The organism is Vibrio sp. A1-b2 (assembly GCF_021726015.1).
Taxonomy (GTDB): Bacteria; Pseudomonadota; Gammaproteobacteria; order Enterobacterales; family Vibrionaceae; genus Vibrio; species Vibrio diazotrophicus.
Genome location: NZ_JAKKCI010000002.1, coordinates 563,848 through 586,253, shown reverse-complemented (window position 1 = coordinate 586,253; position 22,406 = coordinate 563,848). Strand labels below are relative to the sequence as shown.

22 protein-coding genes and 3 pseudogenes are annotated in these 22,406 nt (G+C 40.6%); 13 read left to right on the top strand and 12 right to left on the bottom strand.

The features are described from left to right. Positions 1-13: 13 nt before the first annotated feature. The 3 genes from tadF to L3V23_RS07410 are packed head-to-tail and all read left to right on the top strand — an operon-like array spanning position 14 to position 2,616. Positions 14-595, top strand: a complete 582-nt coding sequence (gene tadF, locus L3V23_RS07420) for a tight adherence pilus pseudopilin TadF (RefSeq protein ID WP_102965632.1) — start codon at positions 14-16, stop codon at positions 593-595. A 1-nt stretch (position 596) separates the two neighbouring features. Next, a complete protein-coding gene (locus L3V23_RS07415; RefSeq protein ID WP_102965633.1) occupies positions 597-2,030 on the top strand; it encodes a hypothetical protein in 1,434 nt (477 codons plus the stop codon). Position 2,031: 1 nt separating this feature from the next. Further along, entirely contained in the window at positions 2,032-2,616 is a 585-nt protein-coding gene (locus L3V23_RS07410) for an OmpA family protein (RefSeq protein WP_102965634.1), read from the top strand. Positions 2,617-2,690: 74 nt separating this feature from the next. On the opposite strand, the pseudogene L3V23_RS07405 reads toward L3V23_RS07410, so the two are convergent. Next, a pseudogene (locus L3V23_RS07405) lies at positions 2,691-3,396 on the bottom strand (DDE-type integrase/transposase/recombinase). A 70-nt stretch (positions 3,397-3,466) separates the two neighbouring features. Between L3V23_RS07405 and L3V23_RS07400 the strand changes: the two are divergent. The 5 genes and pseudogenes from L3V23_RS07400 to L3V23_RS07380 form a co-directional block, all read left to right on the top strand. Then, positions 3,467-3,754, top strand: a pseudogene (locus tag L3V23_RS07400) (transposase); the annotation flags it as partial. Positions 3,755-4,583: 829 nt separating this feature from the next. Beyond that, positions 4,584-4,682, top strand: a pseudogene (locus L3V23_RS07395) (IS200/IS605 family transposase); the annotation flags it as partial. 173 nt (positions 4,683-4,855) lie between these two features. After that, positions 4,856-5,881 carry an OmpA family protein gene (locus L3V23_RS07390; RefSeq protein WP_102965635.1) on the top strand — a complete coding sequence of 342 codons (1,026 nt, stop codon included), beginning with the start codon at positions 4,856-4,858 and terminating at the stop codon, positions 5,879-5,881. 84 nt (positions 5,882-5,965) lie between these two features. Then, the gene (locus tag L3V23_RS07385) at positions 5,966-6,337 is read left to right on the top strand and encodes a hypothetical protein (protein ID WP_102965636.1); all 372 of its coding nucleotides are present in this window, start codon (positions 5,966-5,968) and stop codon (positions 6,335-6,337) included. Positions 6,338-6,685: 348 nt separating this feature from the next. After that, the gene (locus L3V23_RS07380) at positions 6,686-7,711 is read left to right on the top strand and encodes a serine protease (RefSeq protein WP_237292142.1); all 1,026 of its coding nucleotides are present in this window, start codon (positions 6,686-6,688) and stop codon (positions 7,709-7,711) included. Here the strand turns inward: L3V23_RS07380 and L3V23_RS07375 are convergent. From L3V23_RS07375 to slyA, 8 genes are all read right to left on the bottom strand, one after another. Continuing rightward, complete coding sequence (locus L3V23_RS07375) at positions 7,696-8,313, bottom strand: response regulator transcription factor (RefSeq protein WP_102965638.1); 618 nt, start codon at positions 8,311-8,313, stop codon at positions 7,696-7,698. The two genes, L3V23_RS07380 and L3V23_RS07375, sit on opposite strands and share 16 nt — an antisense overlap. Positions 8,314-8,318: 5 nt before the next feature. Further along, complete coding sequence (locus tag L3V23_RS07370; RefSeq protein ID WP_102965639.1) at positions 8,319-8,666, bottom strand: hypothetical protein; 348 nt, start codon at positions 8,664-8,666, stop codon at positions 8,319-8,321. 23 nt (positions 8,667-8,689) lie between these two features. Beyond that, positions 8,690-8,896: an ANR family transcriptional regulator gene (locus L3V23_RS07365; RefSeq protein ID WP_102965640.1), complete on the bottom strand. Its 207-nt coding sequence runs from the start codon at positions 8,894-8,896 to the stop codon at positions 8,690-8,692. Between the two features lie 90 nt (positions 8,897-8,986). Then, positions 8,987-9,259: a hypothetical protein gene (locus tag L3V23_RS07360; RefSeq protein ID WP_102965641.1), complete on the bottom strand. Its 273-nt coding sequence runs from the start codon at positions 9,257-9,259 to the stop codon at positions 8,987-8,989. A gap of 393 nt (positions 9,260-9,652) precedes the next feature. Further along, on the bottom strand, positions 9,653-9,820 hold the full coding sequence (locus L3V23_RS07355; RefSeq protein WP_180980290.1) for a hypothetical protein: 168 nt from the start codon (positions 9,818-9,820) through the stop codon (positions 9,653-9,655). Between the two features lie 1,382 nt (positions 9,821-11,202). Then, positions 11,203-12,246 carry a DUF2955 domain-containing protein gene (locus L3V23_RS07350; RefSeq protein WP_102965643.1) on the bottom strand — a complete coding sequence of 348 codons (1,044 nt, stop codon included), beginning with the start codon at positions 12,244-12,246 and terminating at the stop codon, positions 11,203-11,205. 12 nt (positions 12,247-12,258) lie between these two features. Continuing rightward, complete coding sequence (locus tag L3V23_RS07345; protein WP_102965644.1) at positions 12,259-13,317, bottom strand: HlyD family secretion protein; 1,059 nt, start codon at positions 13,315-13,317, stop codon at positions 12,259-12,261. Between the two features lie 17 nt (positions 13,318-13,334). Next, positions 13,335-13,808 (bottom strand): transcriptional regulator SlyA, encoded by a 474-nt coding sequence (gene slyA / locus L3V23_RS07340; protein ID WP_042479689.1) that lies wholly within the window; start codon positions 13,806-13,808, stop codon positions 13,335-13,337. A 238-nt stretch (positions 13,809-14,046) separates the two neighbouring features. Between slyA and L3V23_RS07335 the strand changes: the two genes are divergently transcribed. Next, complete coding sequence (locus L3V23_RS07335) at positions 14,047-15,255, top strand: cation:proton antiporter (protein ID WP_102965645.1); 1,209 nt, start codon at positions 14,047-14,049, stop codon at positions 15,253-15,255. Between the two features lie 91 nt (positions 15,256-15,346). Here L3V23_RS07335 and L3V23_RS07330 read toward each other — a convergent pair whose 3' ends face one another. Together L3V23_RS07330 and hisC are read right to left on the bottom strand one after the other, a co-directional pair. After that, positions 15,347-16,120 carry an ABC transporter substrate-binding protein gene (locus tag L3V23_RS07330; RefSeq protein ID WP_102965646.1) on the bottom strand — a complete coding sequence of 258 codons (774 nt, stop codon included), beginning with the start codon at positions 16,118-16,120 and terminating at the stop codon, positions 15,347-15,349. 24 nt (positions 16,121-16,144) lie between these two features. Then, the gene (gene hisC, locus L3V23_RS07325) at positions 16,145-17,218 is read right to left on the bottom strand and encodes a histidinol-phosphate transaminase (protein ID WP_102965647.1); all 1,074 of its coding nucleotides are present in this window, start codon (positions 17,216-17,218) and stop codon (positions 16,145-16,147) included. Positions 17,219-17,401: 183 nt separating this feature from the next. On the opposite strand from hisC, the gene L3V23_RS07320 reads away from it, so the two are divergent. Both L3V23_RS07320 and L3V23_RS07315 read left to right on the top strand, forming a co-directional pair. Beyond that, positions 17,402-18,313: a LysR substrate-binding domain-containing protein gene (locus tag L3V23_RS07320; protein ID WP_102965648.1), complete on the top strand. Its 912-nt coding sequence runs from the start codon at positions 17,402-17,404 to the stop codon at positions 18,311-18,313. Positions 18,314-18,368: 55 nt separating this feature from the next. Then, positions 18,369-18,650 carry a DUF134 domain-containing protein gene (locus L3V23_RS07315; protein ID WP_042479696.1) on the top strand — a complete coding sequence of 94 codons (282 nt, stop codon included), beginning with the start codon at positions 18,369-18,371 and terminating at the stop codon, positions 18,648-18,650. 29 nt (positions 18,651-18,679) lie between these two features. Here L3V23_RS07315 and L3V23_RS07310 read toward each other — a convergent pair whose 3' ends face one another. Next, complete coding sequence (locus tag L3V23_RS07310) at positions 18,680-19,579, bottom strand: LysR family transcriptional regulator (protein ID WP_102965649.1); 900 nt, start codon at positions 19,577-19,579, stop codon at positions 18,680-18,682. A gap of 189 nt (positions 19,580-19,768) precedes the next feature. Here L3V23_RS07310 and L3V23_RS07305 point away from each other — a divergent pair, with 189 nt between their 5' ends. Both L3V23_RS07305 and L3V23_RS07300 read left to right on the top strand, forming a co-directional pair. Next, a complete protein-coding gene (locus L3V23_RS07305; protein WP_102962232.1) occupies positions 19,769-20,572 on the top strand; it encodes a class III extradiol ring-cleavage dioxygenase in 804 nt (267 codons plus the stop codon). A 163-nt stretch (positions 20,573-20,735) separates the two neighbouring features. Then, entirely contained in the window at positions 20,736-22,361 is a 1,626-nt protein-coding gene (locus L3V23_RS07300) for a methyl-accepting chemotaxis protein (RefSeq protein ID WP_180980291.1), read from the top strand. Positions 22,362-22,406 lie beyond the last annotated feature (45 nt).

The following is a 22,406-nucleotide window of genomic DNA, read 5'->3' as shown; positions in this document are numbered from 1 at the left end:
ATGGAGATAACAGATGCTGAAAAAACAACAAGGTGTTTTTATTGTTGAATTTCTGATTGTCTTAGTTCTTGCAACCAGTTTAACAGTAGTTGTTGCAAATCACATGTTAGTACTGAATCAAAAAGGGCAACTTAACCGGACGAGTTATTCTCTCGCTACTATTGTTTCAGAACGTTCTTTATTTGATTCAGAACTGCGCTTGTGTGGTTCTGCTATGCAGTGTCTTGCATTCGTTGACACTGTTCACTCTATAGCGGTGTCAACACTAAACCGCACCATGGGAAATTTTGAGGTAAATAAGTTAGGCGTACGCTTAAGTGAAGTTAGATTAGATTCTGTTTCTGGAGGCACAGAAGACTTCTCTTTGGTTAGCAATACTTATGATAGAGGTCCGTTGGCTGGTTGTAGTTTTGGTTCTTTGTCAAATACGACAAAAAGAGATGCTCTCGAATTATTACCTTTTTATAACGGGCAATATATGCCTTTATACAAAGTTTCATTGTGCTATGAGGTTCCAATGGATCTTATTGGTGGTGTTAGCACTGGTGAGCTCTTTCACATTAGTAGTACCTCTTTGTCTTTTGCGAGATTGTAGTATGAACATTTATCGTCGACAGAAAGGATCTGCAGGCATTATTTTTGCCTTGGTGTTGCCATTTATTGTAGTTATCACTGTATTAGCTGTACAGTTATCCCAGCGAGCACAGGTGCATGCCAGAGCACTAGAAGCAGTGGAAGTTGCTAGCCTTGCGATTGTAGCTTCGCCAAAAGTTAGTGATATTGCTAACAATGCTTACGCCAACTTACTGGTGGATTCTTATATCATTGATAATGATGGTGCGATAAGAGTGAATGTTTCGCATGTAGAGTGTTTGATTGAAGATGGTTGCTCTAGCCCATTTAGTGACTATGAAGTCTCCGCGACAAGCAATTATCATTCATGGGTGAGTTACAGCAGCATGGGGCTGGAGCCTCAATTTGATATTGATAGTGTTGCTGCTGCTCGTCAATATCAAGGTTCCCCACAAGATATTTATTTTATTGTTGGTTTTAATGGCTCAATGGAGTCTTGGGTTCAAGATGAGTTAGGGAACGAGATTGTAGAGTATAACAGCTACCGAGCTATTGCCGACATTGTTGATAGAGTTAACGATTATCACACTAGCACTAATGATAATTATTCGCGCATTTCTGTCATTGGGTATAGTATTGGCGGGGTTATGACTAAAGAGTTTGGAAGAACTACAGGGGATTTTTATGGCCTTCCTTACTCTTGGGGCAACTACAAGATTTTTTCTCATTTAACTTCTTCTAATAACGGTACTACATTCACTACGAGTGGAGATTACTGGGGGCTTCGTAAGTTCCTTGACGATATTAAAAAGCTTGATTATGTAGTGATTTCTTCTCCATTTGATGACCCTATAATTACTTCGCAGACTCCGATTATCGATGACGATACTACGATGGAACAGTTTTTGAACATGGACCGTGCGCATGAGTTCTTTTTTGAGCGACCTAATTATGGAGCAAATTATACAGCTCTTGCTCTCACTAATAATGGTTTAGAAATATCGTCATATTTAACTGATTTTAGAAATAGATTTGTTGGCTATTCTGGAGGCTATTCTGCTGAAGGGGTTATTCATGCCGCTTACAAAGCCTACAAAGAAGAAGATATTAATGCTGAACAGGTGTTTATTCTGTTTGAGCCTTCCATCGGCTATTCAGGTGGGGACAGTGGATCCCTTCCTTTATATAATTCTGGCTTATGTGAAAAGCTGCGTAATGAAATTGCGCAGAAGGCTAACCGTGAACATAGTGAAAGGACAAAGGTAAAAATGATGGCTTTTTACAACCCCTTCATTAGTGAGCCTATGCCAGGAGTATTTTATCAACATAACCTTGATAGCTATGAAAACTGTTTTTCAGAAGGTGTTTATGAATTTGATTATGTTGACAATGTTTATAATAAAATTATTACCCTGATAAACGATGATAATCTTAATAAAGGTCGATTGAGAAATTAATATGAAATATTGGTTAAGTTTTTGGCTGTTGATACTAGCGCCAACCATAAAGGCTAGCTGTTTAGACAGCGTAAGTAATGAATATATTGTCACTAAGGTATTTGTAAGTTCACGTACAGTCAATACTCAAATACCAGGCATGCTATCGGATGAAAGCCTGCAGAAATCAAATAAAGTAATAAGCCGAGAAAGAGTGAAATATGAGAATAATAGTTCAACGAATGCTACTTGCTTTTTTGATTTAAATACTGAATCTTTATTGCTAAATTATAACGTTGATAAGTTTACTTTGACACCTAGTCACACAATCTTATTAGATAATTACCTAATGTATTTAAAGAATAAACAGTTAGAAGGTACGTTAATGATATCCGGTCATGCAGATAGCTCAGGAACTGAACAGTATAATAAGATTTTGTCAGAAAACAGGGCTAAGCAAGTTGCCAGCTACCTTAGTGACAGAGTGGAGCAAAGCTTAAAGATTGAAGATAAGGGATTCGGAGAAAATGTGCCTGTTTGTGAGGAGGAGCTGAATATCATTTCAGGATGTAATCGCAGAGTAGTAATCGAGTTTATGACAAACTAGGTATCATCATCCAAGGCACGAACTTGTTGCAAAAAACAATCCGAAACAAACTTCGATTATTACGCTTTCTGGCTCTAGTAGAAAATGACCTCAGCATCGAAGAAACGATTCATAAAGGCAGAACGCTCCCGGTTAAATTTTTTTGTTCACCCCTTTCAAACAAAAATCTAACTGACTTTTGTTCAACATTCGTAATGACTGGAGACCTTGAATTGTTGACCAGGCTCGCTTTCGATATTTTGAACCGCCTGTTGCGATAACAAGCTTTTTATCGGGGCATGGTCGGGTTCGATACCATTATTCAAACGCTTGAATTGACGTTGTTGAGTATCTGCCTTCTTTTTTCAGTCGAGTTACGTGTGACCATGAGAAGAGTGCTTGTTCGTATTTATAGTTTGCGGCTGTTTTTCTCGGTGATGATAACGCAGACAACGTCTGAGAAACTGATAGGCTGAATGACGATTACGTTTGTTTGTGAGAGAAGCAAAAATCAAGCGCTTGGCCATGCTTGTTGATAGTTCGATAGAGATAAAACCATTTTCCTTTTATTTTGACTTAGGTTTCATCCAGTTGCTAGGATGACTCTTAGTTAATCATTTGATAGCGTCTCACTTTTTACGAAGTGATGGTGCGGTAAATGTTTGAACGATCTACTGAAGTACCAGGCTCCTGTAGCATGTCACTAAGATAGGCGTGACTTCTCGGTGTTGACCTATAGCAACGGTCGCACCATAAGACAATTTCTGGCGCAAAGTCATTCAATTTAGCCTCGTTCGTCATTGATTATTACCAATCATTACTACAGACGATGATAGTTTCAACCTAGAACTGTTTTTTTTTGCAACAAGCCCAGACGGACTTCGTTCATTTAGTTGTGATAGCACCCCAAGAGTATCGATATCAACCTTAATTGAGATGTTGAATTGACGTTAAGCAACCCGCTAGTTCAATAAATTTCCCCATATAAGAAAGAAACTTTTTCGGGAATCATCTTCGGACAAGAGAGTACATTGTTGATATGGTTGGTGTAAATGAAGAGATCATCAGTCGATGTGTAATACACCAAGACAAGAAAGATCAAGTTAGAGTTGAAGATAAGCTAACAGAGCAGGTAGGCTCCTTTTCAGGGGGGCTGTAAACTCCTATATTTCGCAACGAAGCCATTTTGACTAAAGCAAAACGCTAAGTAGTTGATACGCAGGTGGCATAATAGTCCAAACTCATGGCATAGGCGCTGTCGCCACCATGGCTGAGATTTACGACATGGTAAAATGGGTAACCGTATTCCGTCGACGTCCAATAGGTTAGGTCGGCAGGCCACACACATCAGAACCTATCGAATATTTCAGAGATTAACTTCTATCTTGTTGGAAGCCGCGTGTTATTACGTCCTCCGAAATTATTCGTATTGTATTATAGAAAGCGCATAGCGCGTTTACATTGTTCCACTTGAGTGCTGTCAGGACGATTAAGCGCCCGCGGGACTCCACTTGTGAGGTGCCCCTTTTATACTTTCCAAATAATGCACGGATGGTGAATTAGTAAATAGTTTTCCACTCCTGTATCGAATACGTCAATACAGGTCCCTGATAAATCACATACCTTAACATTTACTAGGTTGCTAAAATACCGTCTTTAGAAGCAATAACCTCTGTGGTGTTTACCTCAATGTCAGTGAGCATGCCAATAGGTGAAACTTGTACGACTGTATGGGTACCTACAATCTCCCATGCCACTGAATCGCCTAAATCAATAACTGTACCATCATCGTACGTTGCATTTGCTATGAACTTTTGTGTACGACCTTTGTAGACGGTAACTTTCGAAGGTGTCACCTCAATCTCAATAATACTAACATTTGATTCTGTGCTTTCTGCTTGTAGTTCAGTGAATGCGCCTTCTGAATTACAGCCTGCTTCTAGAATTAACAAAAAGAAAATACAACTAAATTTCTTAAGTCCTTTTTTCACTTTGTTGATACGGTCAGTGTAAATGAAGAAATTATCAGGCGATACGTTAGACACCAAGACAAGAAAGGCCAAGAACATGAGGCGCGGTTAGATTAACAGCGAAGGGTATGCTGTCTTTATGGGGGCTGTAAATCATAGCCGCCTTCTAAGGAGGCGGATTTCTACGGGTACGCATTTAGCATGAAGAGCTTTTTATTATTTATGATGCTTCGTGTGTTTTGAATAAAAAAAATATAATCTCTATCATTTTTTATTTCGATGAGGATTTAATGAGGTATTCAAATAAGAGCTTATTGGTAGCTACGGCTTTATTTTTAGGTAATTCGCTGTTGGTGAATGCAAGTGCAAGTGAAGGTGTTTCGCCATTTATTGGTCTTAAATATGGTCACCAGTTAGGTTTTAATGAAGAGCATGACCAAGGTGGTCGCCCTGATGGAGATGTATTGGGTTTTTATGGTGGTCTACAGTTCAATAATCAATGGAGTTGGGATTTAGGCTATCAAACATTTGAGTCTTATGAAGATTACTACACTGGTAGTAATGTTAGTACAGAACTATATGAAACAGCACTAAAGTATGATTGGTACTTCAGTGATCGAATGAGTCTATTTGGCCGTTTAGGTGTTGCATACTGGAATGTTGATTCAGGTAGCTATGATAATGATGGCTTTTCTCCTTTAGGTGAAGTTGGTTTAAGCTACAGCTTTATTCCAAATGTGAAAATGTCTGTAAGTTATCAATATGTTGATGGAATTGATCCAGGTCATAATGAATATAACAGTCACGCGATCTTCATGGGGCTTGCCTATACTTTTGGTGGCAGTGACTATTCGTCAAATACTGCTGTCACTGAGGCTGAATCTTATATTGAACCCGTAACATATGTAGAATCCGTACAACCAGTAAAAGATTCAGTAGTAGAGATTGTTATAAGTGAAATGCCAGCACAAAGCACAGTTATTTATTTCGATGTAAATAGTACTGAGTTTTCTACTAGCAATGTATCTAAAGAATTTATTGATATTGCAAAAAAACTAGTCGCACATCCACAAGCGAAAGTTGAAATTGTAGGGCACACTGATTCAATAGGTTCTGAAGAGTATAATTTGGAACTATCGAAGCAACGAGTATTATCTGTTGCGAAATGGCTAAATAGTAATGGCGTTGCAGCCGAGCAGATGGTGCTTGCTGGTTTTGGTGAAAGTAAGCCTATCGCCGATAACAACACACCAAAAGGTCGTGAGTTGAATCGCCGTGTAGATGCCAATCTACTACCTTTTAAATACAAAAAGTAAGTTATTTAAAGTATGAATAAATCAAAAAGCATAGGTTCGACGATAGTCATCCTATGCTTTTTTTGTTGAGGTTGTAGGTTATTCATGAATGATTCAATAGGTGTTTTTGTTGTTCATTTTGAGGAAAGTAAACACTTTTATACGCAATTGCTGTCTGCTATCGGTTACTCGTTTATCATTGAACTACCAAGTAATCTAACCGGCCAACCGCATGCAGCGGGCTTTGGTAAAGGGCCTGAATTGAGTTTTTGGGTAACGCATTCTGAACGACTAACTAGGAACAAAACAGTTTCCTTTAGCGTAGAAAACAGTGAACTTGTTAATCTTTTCTTTAGGAAGTCATTAGTTTTAGGAGCCAATATTTGTTGCAGTCCTAGTATTGGACAGGATAAACATTATAAAACTTCTGTTTTTGATCCCGAAGGAAACAAACTGGAAGTATTCTGTAGGTATTAAACATTACGATTCCTTCGTCAATAGCCTTTATTAGCCTTTATTTAGATTTGTCCGTATTCGTTTAGATTGCGCAAAATCATATCAACAGGAGTACCTTTTAGGCTGCATAGTGTTTATGTCCTCCTCAGTCAGCCAAATCTTATACAGTTCTTGTTCTCTAACAATATATAACCACAAATTAATTGTGCCTTATTTGGTTTTATATTCTGAATATTACATATATACATTATAAAAATTCTAGTTCTCTCTGCTAATTTGTGGATTGCTTGCTTTTCTGCTCGCTTAGCATGTTACGGCTTGGTTACATTGTGCGCCTTTATGACGTTTAAATGTAAACAAGGTGTAGTAATGAAACTTTTGACAGTCTCTTTGTTAGCCATGAGCATTAGCTGGGCGAGCGCATCAGCACGTGAAGCTAGCCACGGATATATAGTTAATGGTACTGAAGCCGACATAACGACTTTTTCTTCTTATGTGGCGTTGTTTGTTGACTCAATCGAATACGACAATTTTTATAGTAGTAGTTATTGCGGAGCCTCGATTTTGGATGCGCTCCATTTAGTTACTGCTGCTCATTGTGTTTATAGTGAAGAACCAGATAACAGCATATATTCGCTCTTCACAACTGCTGTACCACTACTACAATATGAGACGGATTACCCGTTTAATATTATTGAAAAATCAAGAGTTTCAGAAATTTACTATCCAAATGATTTCGATAGAGGCACATTAGATAATGACATAGCAATACTGAAGCTAGAGCAACCTTTGGTCAATATTAATGAAAGTAATTTTTTGATTCGGCCTGTTGAAGGAATTAGTTATAGATCAACGGAGAATATTTTCTTTGCAGTAGGGCATGGGAATACATCATATAGAGTGGACAACAATAAATCTCTAATGAAATCGGAGCTAATTTATGTGAGCAACGATGAATGTAACTATAGTAATATGTCGGAAACGAAAATATGTATGGAGGGAAGAATTAATCCATCAAACGGACTTGAGGCAAGCACATGTCATGGGGATTCAGGTGGTCCATTATATTGGTACAATGGAAATAACTATATACAGGTAGGTCTAACGAGCTATGGTCCTGCAACTTTCTGTGGCGACCCAAGTTATAATGCAACATCAGTGTTTACTGAGATAATGCACTATAGTCTATGGATTGAGCAGGTCCTCAATGGAAATGAAAAACCAAAATTTACCTCTAGTAAAGAAAAGAGAATTAAATATTTTGATGATTTATATACGGAAGCTAACAATAACAATAACAATAACAATAACGGTGGTTCTGTCGGGTATTTTTCATTGTTAACAATTTTTATTATGTTAATTTTAAGGTTGTACAAAAATCACGATTTATTATGAAACTTCATTACATCAAAAATTGTATTAACGTCGTACTTGTTTAATATCCTAGTTTTATAAGTACTAATGGTTTTTGGACTTATCGATAGTATTTTAGCTATCTCATTGTTACTTATTCCATCTAGTAGATAGCTTAAAACCTTTAGTTCTTGACTAGAGAGTTTTGGATGCTTATTTTTTTGTCTTTCAGGAGAGATTCCTTTTCTAATTTTGAAATAACTATATCCATTTAATACTGAATCTAAAATTTCATTCAATATCAAGCAGCATTGGTGCCTACAAAAATAGCCATCGGCACCACTTCTGTAAGCGAGTTCCATGTACAATTCACTTTCATGATCTGACATGTATAATATTTTACCTTTATAATTGATTTCCTTTAATTTTTCGTGAAAATCTAGGACGTTTTTTTTCTTTATTCCTATATTAAAGATGATAAGGTCAATATCATGATATTCGACTATCGAGCTTGATCGATACACATCTTCTTCTAGAAAAATCTTGCCGAAATCTTTACTCCTTAGTGTATTTGAAATTACATTACTTGATGTAGATGGGGTATCTACTAGCAAGCAGCTTAATGTACTATTTATGCTTTTCATAATATTTAAATGTCAATTTCAGATAATATATTTTTGTGGAAATTGAATAACTCTATGAATAGAATTTTCAAAGGAATTTTAGATAAATAATCATTGGTCTCTTCAATCATTTTAACGTGGTCTTTTACCTTTAGAAATGCATTTTCAAAATTAATATCCATACCATTTAAAGAACCAATATTTAACGGGTGACCAGATTTTTCGTTCATCTTCATAATTTTTAATAGATGACTTTCAATATGTTGATTGCGAATCTCTTTCTTGTTAAGAAATTCCCCGATGGATACCGAAATACTGAATTGCGAAATTGCTTTGATTTCATTGATAGCTAGTGGGCTTCTTAAATAATTCATTTCTCTCTCTTTTGATTTTTTTGTTAAAAATAAGGGTTTTCTCTGTTGTTGGAGCTATAGAAACGGCTACAAAATTTAGCTCGGCAGTTTGCCCAATATTCATCAACTGATCCATTATCGGTCGCTTCAGATGCTAGCTTCCATAATGCATATGCTTCATCCCATTTAAACTCTCTTTCTTTTTGGCATGCTTCTTGAGCTAGTTCTATATATAACGTCTTCTTATTCATATTATTAAGCCTATACTAAAAATTTATTGGTTCTGTTTTTATCATGTCTTGAATAATAATTTACTTTAAACCTGTCAATTATTTCAGATATTAGTTTGATTCTAAATATTCTATCAACCTAATATATTCAACTAACATCATAGGTTCAGGTGAGTCCAATACAGTTTCTTTTAAGAAAGTCTTGGTATTATTTAGTGGTAGGTTCAAGTACTGCTGTGTAACAAAAACCAACTTAGAAAAAGATGGTTTATTCAATATTAATGGTTTTTTACCCTTAATCCGCACTTCAAAACGTTCTATGACATAATCATTCTCGTCACCTTCAATACAAATCCAATCGTTTATGTCCAAACTATATTTCATTTTATATCCTAAATTAACTATGAGATTAAATAGGGTAAGTGACTGATATATTGCATATAATTCAAAGAAATAAATTATTTTAGTATGTTTTACCTAGTGAACTTCTGCCGTTTTAAATTCTACAAATTTTTAAACTCCATGAGCAAAAACAGATCTTTAATTCACATGGTCAGAAAATCTACGAGCCCTACAATAGACCTGGCGAGCCCATGACCAGTGTCGATTTGGTTCGCCTACATGTGTATAAGAATGAGCCTTCAACCATAATGCTTCTGCTTCTGCCCATTGTCGGATTCTTTCTTTTTCACAAGCTTCTAGCGCATATACAAAATAATTTATCTTACTCATCAATATTGCCTGTATGAAATGTAGATTTAGTGAACATCTTGGTGCTTAGCCGGTGCCCCAAAGAGCTTCAAACTCTCGATCTTGTTTAATCTCTTCTATCCTATCTCTAACTCGCTTCTCATTACGTTGCTTTTCAGTGGGACGAGTTTTAGATAGTTTTTTTGCTATATCTTTTAAGTGTGTTTGGTTACTATTTTCATAAGATGAATGCATAGGTTACTCATATTTATTAATACCTATCATATTATAAATTTATACTTATTATCATATGTAAATAATAGGTTGACGAATGGTTTTTATTCCGGTTTATTAATTTATAACTTCTGACTAATTCATCGATAATATGAAAGTAAATTATCATAGTGACCCGAAGTTAATTTGTTGAACAATATTTGTTTTTTTATTGATATGTGTTTTTTTATCGCTTCATTTTTATTCATTCCATTTGCTACATAACATTGGATATCTAGTTTGTCCTCATTTGTTAAATTGAATAAACGTGCTCTGAGGAAGCAATCTGCAATGTCATCATTCAAGCCTTTTCTGTGTAAAATTGCTCTTATCAAGATAGTAGATGTATACATTTTTCATACCTTCAATCGAACTTGATATTTCGCCGATTATTATGCCGCAATGCAGAGCGGCAGTATTAGCTCAAAGTAAAGATCTAGGGTTTGGTTGCTAATAGTAATAGATATACGTAATGAGAAAGTTGAACTTCGATATTCATGGTGTTGATGATTTTATTGAGTTACGGCTATCGTATTTTTGGTCTGTATTGGTATAGAAAATGAAAAAAAGCCACATTAAGTTAACTTATTGTGGCGTAAGAGAGATGTGGTATGTCCTAATTATTTTTGTAAAGCCAATTGATTTTATATTTCCTGACTGACTAAGTATTAGCAAGTGTCAGCTTTCTTTATTATAGCTGCTATTGTATATCTATATGAACAACAAAGCTGTAGGGGGATAGAGTATGGTTCCATTCAAGAATTTATATGGAGTTCCCCTAAGGGACTATCTATTTTTTATTTTCCTAATAAAGTAATTGGAATTTTAGCGTTGATAGTTAACATACCTAAACAATGCTAATTCTGTATTCCAATATTGATGTATTATATTTACATGCTTTAAATGGATTTAGAGCTGAGATAATGTTTTATGTTTTCGTTTAAATTATCTCCATAACAATGTTGGTGTGCTATAGAACAAAAAGCCCTCCCGTATCTATTACGGAGAGGGCTTTTTGTTTTCTACCCCTAAACCACCTTCTACGAAGGTGGTGATTGTCCTTTTGGGCTCTGCCCGAAAGGCATTTAGGTTAAGGGACAGAGTATACAAATAACGCTTAAAAGTTATGATTCGGCTAAAATACGGAGTGTAATGGATGTTCTCTGCCGTAGAAGTTGAATGCTAAAGCGCACACCGACGCTAGTTATATAACTTGATGTGTTGTAGCCTCCTTATTGGGGCCATTCAAAGCCACCTGCTATGCAGGTGGCTTTTTACTATTAGCAATTTGGCTCAACGCCAACAGGCGGCTGCCTATATTGGCGGCGCTATTGTGAAAGATTGAACAGTTGCTATGGGTGGAACTACGCCATCTCGTGGCTGAATCGGGTCGACTCAAAACGGTTGAGCAGGCGATGAACAAAGTAGGTCACTAGCAGTGTCACGACAATCGCAAACAGAATGCTGCTAACACGGTAGAGAGCGCTGTAAACCAAGTCACCACCCGGAGTCAGATATTGGCCGAACAAGATTCCAAGTGTTGTTAAGCCGCCAAATCCCGCCCCCGAACCGCTCGACTCTTTCACGTGCATATAGCTGAAGATCATTGCTCCAATCCAAAGAATCGGCACAACAAACAGTAGTAAATCTGACCAGTCATACAACAGAATTTGCCCAAGCAAACCAAATGTCACACCCATTAATGTCCCCATCGCACGTTTACGCGCATAACCCATTGCGCCGTTCCAGTTCATAGGGAAAAGAAGCAGTACCGTCGTGGCTTGAGCAGACAAGGAGTCACTTAGGTTAAATACCTGAAACACAATAAATGACAGCGTTGCTATGCTTGCGCCCATGATGGCTTCATGGCGCATACGGTGACTTTTCTTGGCTTCCAATGGTCTTGGTGGTGGCTCTCTCGGCTCAACATCTGGAATAAAGAATGTCATTAAATAGGCGATAGCCACGGAAATAACACTCGCCAGTAAGTTCGTAAATACGAGGTTGTTAATGTCTGTTGTTGGGTAACTGGCAAAATGCAGCATGATACTCAAACTGATAGCGCTATTTGCACCAAACAAAAATAAGCTGCCATTTGACATACAGGCAAATTTCATCAGAAATAAACCAAATACAATCAATGTCATCATGCCCGGATGACCACCAAACAGCCCTCCAAGGATGCCGATTTCTAATCCACATACAACGGCGGCTGCAATTAACTGGCGGGCAGCGTGAGCATTCATTACTGGTACCATTCCAAGCAGGAGCATTGGCGTAACCGTGAAGAACACGCCATTGTCCCAACCGAACAGTTTACTGATGGTGAAGCCAAGGGTTGCACCAGTGGCAATACGCAGACACTGTCTGAGATCATTCGCAGACAATGGGTGATCCCATAATCTCATGCTACCCCCTAATTAATAGATGTAGTGAAGAGCACTAAGGAAGCGAATCTGCGCTTTAGCCAGCCACGAGAATAGTGAGTTTTCAGGAATGAGCTGAACCGTTGCACGAGCGCCGGACGGCAGATGATCAACCAACTGGCTATCGATCGCGAGGTGAACACGCATGCGTTGTGCATCACGAACCCATCGGTTCGATGTGGTCGGTGTTGCCAGACTACCATCAGCAGCGAATTGTCCCGCACTCACGCCTGCATCCAGCGTACTGAGCTGAGCTTCGAATACTTGTCCCGGCTTACTATCAAAGGCAATTAAAGCTCGGCTGTTAGACGAAAAATGACGCAAGCTTTTCTCACGAAAATCGGCAATCACATCCACTTCATCTGCAACTAGCGCTACAAGTGGGCTGCCCGCGTTTGCGTAAGTACCATTTTCTAATTGCAAGTTGGTAACAACACCATCGTGCTCTGCCACAACGCGAGTATAAGAAAGGTTCAGTTTTGCTTTATCCAGCTGGTTTTGTGCAACGCGAATACTCACGTTGTTATTACCCGTTTCTCCGCGATTAACTTGTAACTGCTTTAGGCGAGCTTGCGCTGCTGCAACGTTAGCTTGAGCGGCTATTGCGGCACTTTGCGCATCATCTTTTAACTGTTGTGAAGTACCGTTGCGAAGGAAAAGAGTATTAAGGCGATTTGCTTCACGGCGCTTTTGCTCAGCAACGATAACGCTGGCTTTCACGTCTGCTTGTGCAGCGGCGATGGAAGCGTCGAGTTGTTCGTTATTTTGCATTACTTGTTTTAGGTTCAGTTCCGCCTGTTCAACCGCTAATTGGTAAGGGGTTGGATCGATATCAAACAGTACATCGCCTTTGGTTACAGCTTGGTTGTTTTCCACATAAACATTGGCAATTTTACCGCTGACTTGAGGGGCAATTTTTGTGACGACGCGGGTCGCCATGGCTTGAGGTGTCAAAGGCATCGCTAAATCCGCAACGAGGAAATAGGCGAATACAAAGACAAACCCGAAGCAGGAATATTTTATCCAGCGAGCGAATTTTTGATCTGGTGTCATGATGTAAAACTTCTCTTTTATTCTAAGGTTTCTGACTTTTTACTAAGTGCGTCAAGCGCGCTATGTGAGACTCTGTCGAGTATCGATGAAAGCATTTTTATCTCTTCATCACTGATGTTGTTCAGCAGTTGGCTACGAACTTCGACGATTTTTTCTTCCATCTGTTTGAGCAGTGATATTCCATCTTCGGTCAGTCGTACGATTCGAGCGCGTTTATCACTTTTACAGCTGTAGCGAGTGATGAGAGATTGCTCTTCTAGTTGATTTAAGGTGCGCATTAACGATGGCAATTCAATCTCAAGCGCTTCAGCAAGACATTTCTGACTTACGTTGTCGCCCAGACGTCTCAGTTTCCATAGCGCCGTCCAACGCGGGTGCGTAAGACCAAGTGGCGCCAATTCGCGATCAGCCACCATTTTCCACAGGCGTGAAACGCGAGCTAACTGTTCAGCGAGAGACAATTCTTTGAGGCTTGCAATGTCGTGTACCATGATTAACTCTTATTTACTTAGCGTGCTAAGTAATATAATTTAGTTAGCACGCTAAGTAAATGGTTGTGAGTTAAATCACATAAACTTTTATTAGGGTCGTGAACAAGATTGGTGAGAAAAATCGATAGAAATTGGTCAGGGAGAATTGAAATTATCGTCTATTGTTAAATGGTTACGGTATTCTTGAATTCAATCAGCACTAATCCAAGCGGATTCAACTCCCAAAAGGCGCAGGCTTGTGGAAGAACACATCATTATCCTTGTAATCGCTCTAGTGATTCTCAGTTACGGTTACATTTCTAATTTTCTGGCTCGCTATGATATTTCCGGACCAATGGTATTTACCGGACTCGGTCTACTGTTTTCTCCGCTCGGACTGAACTTTGCGCAGCTCAATATCGATGCCAATATGGTCACGGTACTGGTCGAAATCGCTTTAGTTTTGGTGCTGTTTAGCGATGCAGCATTATTGGATCTCGGCCTTTTAAAGCAATCATGGAAAATCCCGGCGAGATTGCTTTTTATCGGTCTGCCCATCACGGTAGTCGCAGGAACCATCGCTGGAAAAATCCTTTTTCCGCAAATGCCATTTTTGGATTTACTGTTGCTGGCTTTGATTCTTACGCCAACCGATGCAGCACTGGGAAAAGCGGTTGTTTCCGATCCTATCGTTCCCAAAACAGTGCGCTCTACCATCAATGTTGAAAGTGGTTTAAATGACGGCATTATTTTCCCTGTCTTGATTACGGTTGTGGCAGCGATAAGCGCTGGCATTCACCATGAACCTCAAGGTAACTGGATGATTTACGTTGCTGAGCAGATTGTGTTTGGTTGTCTGGCTGGCGCAGCGATTGGCTACTTAGGTGCAAAAGCGCAGATGAAGTGTTTGCAGAAAGGGTGGATGGTGGAAACCTATCGCAATTTGGTACCTATCGCTTTAGCCATTCTCTCTTACTACAGTGCTGAGGTGGTTTCTGGCAATGGCTTTATCGCTGCGTTTTTCGCTGGCTTATATGCTGGAAATACCAATCAAGGTGTTCGTGAGCACATTGAAGATTTTGCCGAGAGTGAAGGTGAGCTTTTGGTGTTGATCAGCTTCTTTGTGTTTGGCTTTGCCTTTGTGCCTGTCACTTGGGACTACATTTCAGCACCCGTGATTGTTTACGCTTTACTAAGTTTGACTGTATTGCGAATGCTGCCTGTGATTCTTTGTTTGCTTGGAAGTAAACTTGATTTTTCAACCATGAGCTTTATTGCTTGGTTTGGTCCAAGAGGTATTGCTTCTATATTGTATGCGCTGTTGGTCGCTCATGAATTCGGTTCTATTCAAGGTTATGAGCAGTTGTTCGCCGTTGTGACTTTAACGGTATTGATGAGCATTTTTGCCCACGGTTTTTCTGCTCAGCCGTTGGCGAATTTGTATAGCAAACACATCCAAAAGTCATAGTCGCATGTCAAACAAAGCGGCATGCAAAAAAAGCCGGCTTGATAGCCGGCTTTCATCTCAATAAATCGTGTCTAAAGATGATGAGATTGATTTATAGGTTTTCACCATAGATATCGAAGCTGAAGTATTTCGCTGCGATCTTATCGTAAGTACCGTTTTGGCGAATTTCGACGATAGCTTGGTTAAACTTCTCTGCCAGCTCTTGGTCCTGTTTACGAAGCGCAAGTGCAGTACCTTCACCGATGTAGGCTTTATCCGTTACCGCTTGGCCTTTGAATTCAAAGCTCTTGCCCTCTGCTTTATCTAAGAAAGCGAGAGACAGTTGGTCTGCGTTGCCGAATGTCGCATCTAAGCGGCCGTTTTGCATGTCGATGTATACTTCGTCCTGACCTGTGTAACGTTTGATCTCAGCAACTGCGCCAAACTTGTCTGTTACGTAGCGGTCATGAATCGTACCTTGCTGAACACCAATCACTTTGTCTTTCATACCAGCTTGATCAATGGTGAAGTCAGCATTTTTCGCTGCCACGAAACGAGCGGGTGTTTGGTAGTACTTGTTAGTGAACAGAACCTTTTTCTTACGGTCGTCTGTGATACGCATTGACGCCATGATCACGTCTGATTTGCGAGCAAGCAGGCTAGGGATTAGTGCATCCCAGCTTTGTGAAACCCAAGTACACTCTAGTTTTGCTTGAGCACATAATGCGTCTGCAATTTCAATATCGAAGCCAACAGGCGTGCCGTCTGCATTCTTGTAGTTGAACGGTGGGTAAGTGAAGTCAGAAGCAAGACGTACTTCTTTTGCAAAAACTGCTGAACCGAACAGTGCAGCACAACAAGCTAAACCTAAAGCTATTTTTTTCATTGGTTAATTCCTTTTATCAATAATCTACGATTGCGTTGGGTAACTGCGGAGCACACTAATCACTTCTTCCATGCTCGATTGGCTACCGATAGTGATTCGTACGCAGTTTCTAAGTGCAGGGTCGTGGCTTTGATTGCGAGTCACAATACCTTGCTTTAGAAGATACGCAAACAAGTCTTCACCTGAATGTGTACGTACTAACACGAAATTGGTTGATGACGGGTAGACGTGAGCAATGCATGGCAAGTTGTTTAACTCACTGATGAACCATTCACGGGTACGAATGAGCGTTTGAGTGTTCTCTTCGACCTGTTTTAGACCCGTTTCAGACAGCGCCGCTAATACCACCGTTGCACTTGAATCCGGCATTGGATAAGGAGGGATAAGCTTAGAGACGAAATCCATCACACTCTTATCGGCGATAATAAAACCGCAACGTACTGCCGCTAAGCCAAAGGCTTTCGATAAAGTGCGAATGACCACTAAGTTCGGATATTGAGCAATCAGACTTGCGGCGTTGTGTTCCATTTCAAATTCGATATAGGCTTCATCAACCACCACGATGGCGTCGTCTTGTGTTCCTTCAAGCACTTTGACGATCTCTGCTTGAGAGATGAGATTGCCTGTAGGGTTATTCGGTGAACATAGAAACACCAAATTCGCCTCTTTTGCTGCCTGAATAACACCTTGGCAGTCCAATTCGAAAGCATCACCAACGAGTGGCACTTTGATGGTTTCCATCGCAAGCGCATCGGCACAGAACTCATACATGGCGTAAGTTGGCGGACAAACCACGATCTTATCTTTGCCCGGTTGGCAGAAGGTACGAATCAATAGGTCAATAGCTTCATCTGCACCACGTACCGCAAGCACTGGAGCGTCAACCCCCGCGTATTTTTGATAAGCCGATGCGACATCATGGGGCAGAAAATCAGGGTAGCGGTTGTAGCTTTGCTCCTGATTATCGAAATGGATTGGGAACTCAAGTTCGTTGGCGTTTAACCACACTCGACCTGAACCACCGATACGTCTTGCTGACTGATAAGGTATTAATTTTTTTATGACCTCTGGTACCAATGAGGCGGCTAGTGAAGACATGGTTGACCTCTCGCTAGTGCTAGTTAGTCGCACTGAGTGATTTTTTATTCGTTAAATTGCATTTAATTTGTTTTTATTTGCAATTCGCTTTTTGTTTTGATTATTCAATCAAAAAGGATTTGTAAAAAGAATCGAAATAAACACATACTAGCCATGATAAAAAATCATAACTTGAGGTGTGGGATGCATCTTCCATCGACAAAAACATTGCAGGCATTTCTCGCCACAGCAGAACACTTGAACTTTACTAAGGCTGCGCATGCTTTGAACCTGACTCAGGGCGCGATCAGTCGGCAAATTCTTTCATTGGAAGAATTGTTGGGTGTGAAATTGTTTTTCCGTCATGCAAGGGGATTGTCGCTCACGCAACAAGGGTTGAAGTTTGTTTCGCATGCGGAAGATGTACTCAACCGTCTACGCTCGGCGATTGAAGAGGTGTCGTCGACACCTTCGACTATAAAACTCAACGCGCCTAGCTGCGTGACATCTTGGTTGTTGCCGAGATTAATGGCTTTTCAGGACGCACACCCTGATATTGATGTGGAGCTGACTTCAACCATTAAGCATCACCTTGAACCGAACTTTAATCTGTTTGATGCAGTGATTATGTACAGCAAAGCGCCCAAGCTTCCTTCCGTGGTTAGCCATCAATTGTTTGAAGAGTGCTTAACGCCTATCTGTCGCCCAGAACTGCTGGATGATTTAGGGCAACTGTTGTCGTTTGATGATTTACCGCGACTGACGTGGTTACATGCGAATACAGAACAAAGTGACTGGAAGTTATGGCTAAACCATATGGATAGAAGAGAGCTGTTTAGCAAAAGCAATCAGCACTTTTCAACCCTTGACCAAACCATGAATGCGGCTCAGCAAGGGTTTGGTATTGCTGTCGGAGATATTACGCTTGCCGAGCAAGATCTTGCTATGCATCGATTAATTAAGCCATTTGAACAAACAGTACTTTCTGGTCACAGCTATTACTTTTTGTACCCAAAACAGAGTGATAATCCTATGCTAGATACGCTTCAAGATTGGCTTGTTTCTGGCTTTCAACAATCAGTAGTAATCGAAAAGCAGGCGATGGCTGCAAACTAATTTGTTCTGCATCCAATATCGACAGATTCAGAATAGAAACAAAGAAGGAGCCGTTATGGCGCGTCCGAAAATTCCTCGTCAGATTTGTGGTTCTCCAGCTCAAAGCTGTTTTAAACCTAATGGCGTACCAATGGGAAGTTTAGAAAAGGTTTTTCTTGAAGCTGATGAATTTGAAGCGATTCGGCTGGTGGACTATCAAGGAATGCAACAGCAACAGGCAGCCGTTGAGATGGGAGTCTCGCGACAAACGTTGGCAAACTTGGTGAAATCTGCCCGTAAAAAAGTGGCGGATAGCTTGCTCAACGGTAAAGCGTTGATGATGAGCCCAGCTGAGTAATTTGGGCTCTGTTTAGAGTGTTGCTCTCGCTAGTAGTTATCCCAATAGGGCTTGTCACCGTAGAAGCCAGATAGAAAGTCGATGAAGTGTCGAACTTTGGAAGCAAGGAATTCTCTGTGACTGTACAGCGCATAGAGCCCGAGAGGTTCGATAGGGAAACTATCCAGAATTTCCAGCTCTCCGTTAGCTATAGCAGAGCCGGTTAGAAAAGTAGGCTGAATGGCATAACCACGCCCCAATACCGCTGTTTTGACAATGACATCACCGTTATTGCTGGCGAAATCGCTGCGGAAATCATGCACCGATAGGTGTTTCGGCCAGTGAGTAAAAAGACTTCGCGGATCAGAGTACGAAAAACGCAGGTAGTTGAGCTGACATAATTCATCAAAGCTAGTTGGTCTGCCATGTTTATCCCAATAGCTCGGTGCGGCGCAAACAAAGAGGTTTATCGGCGTGATTTTTTTCGCCACAAGCGCTGAGTCTTTGAGATGACCGATACGCAGGGCGATATCTACCCCTTCTTCAAGAATGTCGACTTTCCTGTCCGTTAAAAACAGTTCAACTTTGATCTCTGGGAACTGAGTCTGGAACTGTTCTATAGGGCCGGACAAATGGTAAACCCCAAACGACATCGGCGCGCTGATTCGTAGTGTGCCGGAGACTTGGGTATGCAAATTAGAAATCGCATTTTCCATATCATCAATATCCATCAATACTTGATGGCAGCGATCGAAATAGGCCTGACCGGCTTCGGTTAGATTCACGCGGCGCGTGGTTCGGTTGAGCAGCCGTATCTTTAAATCGTCTTCCAGTTGCGCGACATATTTACTGATCAATTGTGGCGACAGTTCCAGCTTGTCTGCGGCTTTAACGAAGCTTCCTTCAGACACCACGGTCGTGAAAGCTCTCATAGCAACAATCTTGTCCATATTAACTTCTGCCTGTATTAGAAATACCACGTTTATAATTAAGCAACACGGCGCTATTTTATTACGCCAGAGTTGATAGGTATATTAGCCGACATAGTCAAGGCGAGCTTAGATTCAAGCCAAACATAGTGTTAAGACAGACTTAGTATTGAGACTAAAAACGAAAGCCGCCGAATCAGGAGAAATAAAATGAAATCAACTCAACGTATGCCTGCATTGTTCTTATCACATGGTTCTCCAATGATGGCGCTAGAACATTCGCAAACCACAGAATTTTTTAAACAGCTCAGCGATAAATTTCCAGAGCCCAAAGCGATAGTGATATTTTCAGCGCATTACGATCGCCGTGGCCCAGTGACGATTACCAGCGGACATAGCTTAGGAACAATCCATGATTTCTATGGATTCCCTAAACCGCTTTATGACATCGACTACTCAGCGAAAGGTGCACCAGAATTGGCGCAAAAAGCAGCGAAATTGCTGCAAGATGCTGGTATAAGTGCTCAACTGGATTCGAACCAAGGGTTGGACCATGGAGCTTGGGTACCGATGCTTTATATGTATCCACAGAAAAATGTGCCAATCATTCAGGTGTCGATCAATAGCTATATGGATGCGGTTTCTCACTATGAAATTGGTCGTTGGTTGCGTCCACTTCGTGAAGAGGGTGTGTTGTTCGTTGGTTCCGGTGGTATCAGCCATAACTTGCGCGAAATTTTTGCACCAGTTCAAGACCCACATAGAGTAGAGAAAGTGAATCAGTTCACGGGATGGGTGAGTGAACAACTGGCGTCAGGCAATATTAGTGCCTTATTGGACTACTTAAACCAAGCACCACACGCAAGGTTTAATCACCCGACGCCGGATCATTATCTGCCTCTGCCTTGTATTTTGGGCACTAGCTATGATGATGAAATTGGTCAGGTTCTTCACCGCGCTATCGATCTGGAAATTCTGGCTCTTGATGCTTACGGTTTTGGTATCGCAGCTTAAAACACTCCCTTCATTAAACCATCACTTAATTGTAAAGCCCGAGAGAGCGATCTCTTGGGCTTTTTTATAGTTTTTCTCTATCGAACTAATAGGATTAATCGAGCATCCATTAGTTTTTGTATCTGTTAAATTTTGTCCGTTGTTAGGTCGTTAGGGCATGATTATGCGTTCTTTTTCAATTACAAACTTAGTTCGGGGAAATGCGTTCATAGCGGTTGCTGCTATTGTGGCGTTATCTCTATATCTGTTACTTACTCTGACTCGCGTGCAGTCTCAATTTGGTAACGTCGTTGACCGGAATGTCAGTTTGATGACGACAGTTTCTGATCTTCGTTATTACACCGTGACATATCGTCGTTTCGCATTGGATTACGGTTTGACATCCGATGAACAGCAGCATAGGGAGATTGTTCAAACCATCTCGCTCAATGACAACAAGGTCAATGATTCCTTTAAACGCATGAAAGCTCTCGCCGATACTAGCGATATTCAGGCTGCAGTGTACGATTTTGAGCGCCGCATTGATGAATACAGAGCAATGCAACAGAATTACATCCGTTTGATAGATCAAGGTCATATAGATGAAGCAAGACAAGAAATGTTGGGTCCAATGCTTGCTCCGTTTAATGCCATCGTGGATCGCTTAACCCAGCTCCAAAACGATTTGGAACAAGAAGCGAACTTGATTAAACAGAACAAACAAGCAGACATCGAACATGCACTTCAGTGGTCGGTGATAGCAGCGAGTGTTGTGGTTATTTTGCTAGTGGCATTTAGCTACTACACAGCCAAACGAGTTTTGAACCCACTCAATCGTCTAAAAGCACACATGTTTGTTGTGGGTCAAGGCCAGCTGCATGCGTCGTTGGCAAAGAACGATTTTCATAATGATGAGTTTGGCCAAGCTGCAACTGCATTTAACAGCATGCAACAGAACCTGCTTAATCTCATCATTGCCGTGAAAGAAAGTGTTCACTCGCTGGATCTAGTGTCTGAAGAGTTGGCGGCAAAAGTGGCTCATACTCAGCAAAGTGTCGATGCTCAGAAAATCGAGATTGATCAGATCGTCGCTGCATCTCAAGAACTCACTGAGAACACACAATTTATCGACCAAGTCACACAGCAAGCATCAGAAAAGAGTGGAATGGCGAAACAGCAGGCGCAAATTGGTGAAAAGAGCATCGTGAATTCCATCTCGCGCACTGAGAATATGTCGCAGTTGATTGGTCAAACCGGTGAAGTCATTGAAGGGCTTTATCGTGGCAGTTTTGATATCAGTGTGATTTCCGATGTGATTAGCAATATTACTAAGCAAACCAACTTACTTGCGCTTAACGCGGCGATTGAAGCGGCTCGAGCAGGCGAGAGTGGTCGTGGTTTTGCGGTCGTGGCTGATCAAGTTCGAGAACTCGCACAGCAAACGCAAAGTTCTATTGATGAAATTGGCGGCATTATTGGCAATTTGCAGTCTCAAGCTACCAGTGCACAACAGTTAATGAGTCAATGCCAAGAACAAATAGGCGTGAGCTTACAGCAAGTGACGGAGGCCGGTGAGTCCTACCATGCCATCGTCAGTGCTGCAGAGGAGATTGCTAATATGGACAGCCAGATCGCAAGGCTTTCACAAGATCAGCAGTTGCTATCGGTGAATGTGAACAACAGTGTTCAAGCGATCAGCCAGTCTTCTTTGGATATTGAGAATATCGCAAGCGACACCACTAAGACTTACCATGCGGTACAAGCTCAAACAGAACATTTAAAACAGTACATAGGAGCTTTTAGCGTCTAAATCAGTTTCGTTCCAAACCTGCACTTTTCCCGAATAAAAGTAAAC

Coding starts and splice junctions, on each gene's coding strand:
- hisC (WP_102965647.1), bottom strand. CDS start 17,218: ATGTCTTCACTAGCCGCCTCATTGGTACCAGAGGTCATAAAAAAATTA.
- L3V23_RS07310 (WP_102965649.1), bottom strand. CDS start 19,579: ATGGACAAGATTGTTGCTATGAGAGCTTTCACGACCGTGGTGTCTGAA.
- L3V23_RS07345 (WP_102965644.1), bottom strand. CDS start 13,317: ATGACACCAGATCAAAAATTCGCTCGCTGGATAAAATATTCCTGCTTC.
- L3V23_RS07330 (WP_102965646.1), bottom strand. CDS start 16,120: ATGAAAAAAATAGCTTTAGGTTTAGCTTGTTGTGCTGCACTGTTCGGT.
- L3V23_RS07410 (WP_102965634.1), top strand. CDS start 2,032: ATGAAATATTGGTTAAGTTTTTGGCTGTTGATACTAGCGCCAACCATA.
- L3V23_RS07320 (WP_102965648.1), top strand. CDS start 17,402: ATGCATCTTCCATCGACAAAAACATTGCAGGCATTTCTCGCCACAGCA.
- tadF (WP_102965632.1), top strand. CDS start 14: ATGCTGAAAAAACAACAAGGTGTTTTTATTGTTGAATTTCTGATTGTC.
- L3V23_RS07365 (WP_102965640.1), bottom strand. CDS start 8,896: ATGAATAAGAAGACGTTATATATAGAACTAGCTCAAGAAGCATGCCAA.
- L3V23_RS07305 (WP_102962232.1), top strand. CDS start 19,769: ATGAAATCAACTCAACGTATGCCTGCATTGTTCTTATCACATGGTTCT.
- slyA (WP_042479689.1), bottom strand. CDS start 13,808: ATGGTACACGACATTGCAAGCCTCAAAGAATTGTCTCTCGCTGAACAG.
- L3V23_RS07370 (WP_102965639.1), bottom strand. CDS start 8,666: ATGAATTATTTAAGAAGCCCACTAGCTATCAATGAAATCAAAGCAATT.
- L3V23_RS07350 (WP_102965643.1), bottom strand. CDS start 12,246: ATGAGATTATGGGATCACCCATTGTCTGCGAATGATCTCAGACAGTGT.
- L3V23_RS07385 (WP_102965636.1), top strand. CDS start 5,966: ATGAATGATTCAATAGGTGTTTTTGTTGTTCATTTTGAGGAAAGTAAA.
- L3V23_RS07415 (WP_102965633.1), top strand. CDS start 597: ATGAACATTTATCGTCGACAGAAAGGATCTGCAGGCATTATTTTTGCC.
- L3V23_RS07300 (WP_180980291.1), top strand. CDS start 20,736: ATGCGTTCTTTTTCAATTACAAACTTAGTTCGGGGAAATGCGTTCATA.
- L3V23_RS07355 (WP_180980290.1), bottom strand. CDS start 9,820: ATGCATTCATCTTATGAAAATAGTAACCAAACACACTTAAAAGATATA.
- L3V23_RS07360 (WP_102965641.1), bottom strand. CDS start 9,259: ATGAAATATAGTTTGGACATAAACGATTGGATTTGTATTGAAGGTGAC.
- L3V23_RS07380 (WP_237292142.1), top strand. CDS start 6,686: ATGAAACTTTTGACAGTCTCTTTGTTAGCCATGAGCATTAGCTGGGCG.
- L3V23_RS07315 (WP_042479696.1), top strand. CDS start 18,369: ATGGCGCGTCCGAAAATTCCTCGTCAGATTTGTGGTTCTCCAGCTCAA.
- L3V23_RS07375 (WP_102965638.1), bottom strand. CDS start 8,313: ATGAAAAGCATAAATAGTACATTAAGCTGCTTGCTAGTAGATACCCCA.
- L3V23_RS07390 (WP_102965635.1), top strand. CDS start 4,856: ATGAGGTATTCAAATAAGAGCTTATTGGTAGCTACGGCTTTATTTTTA.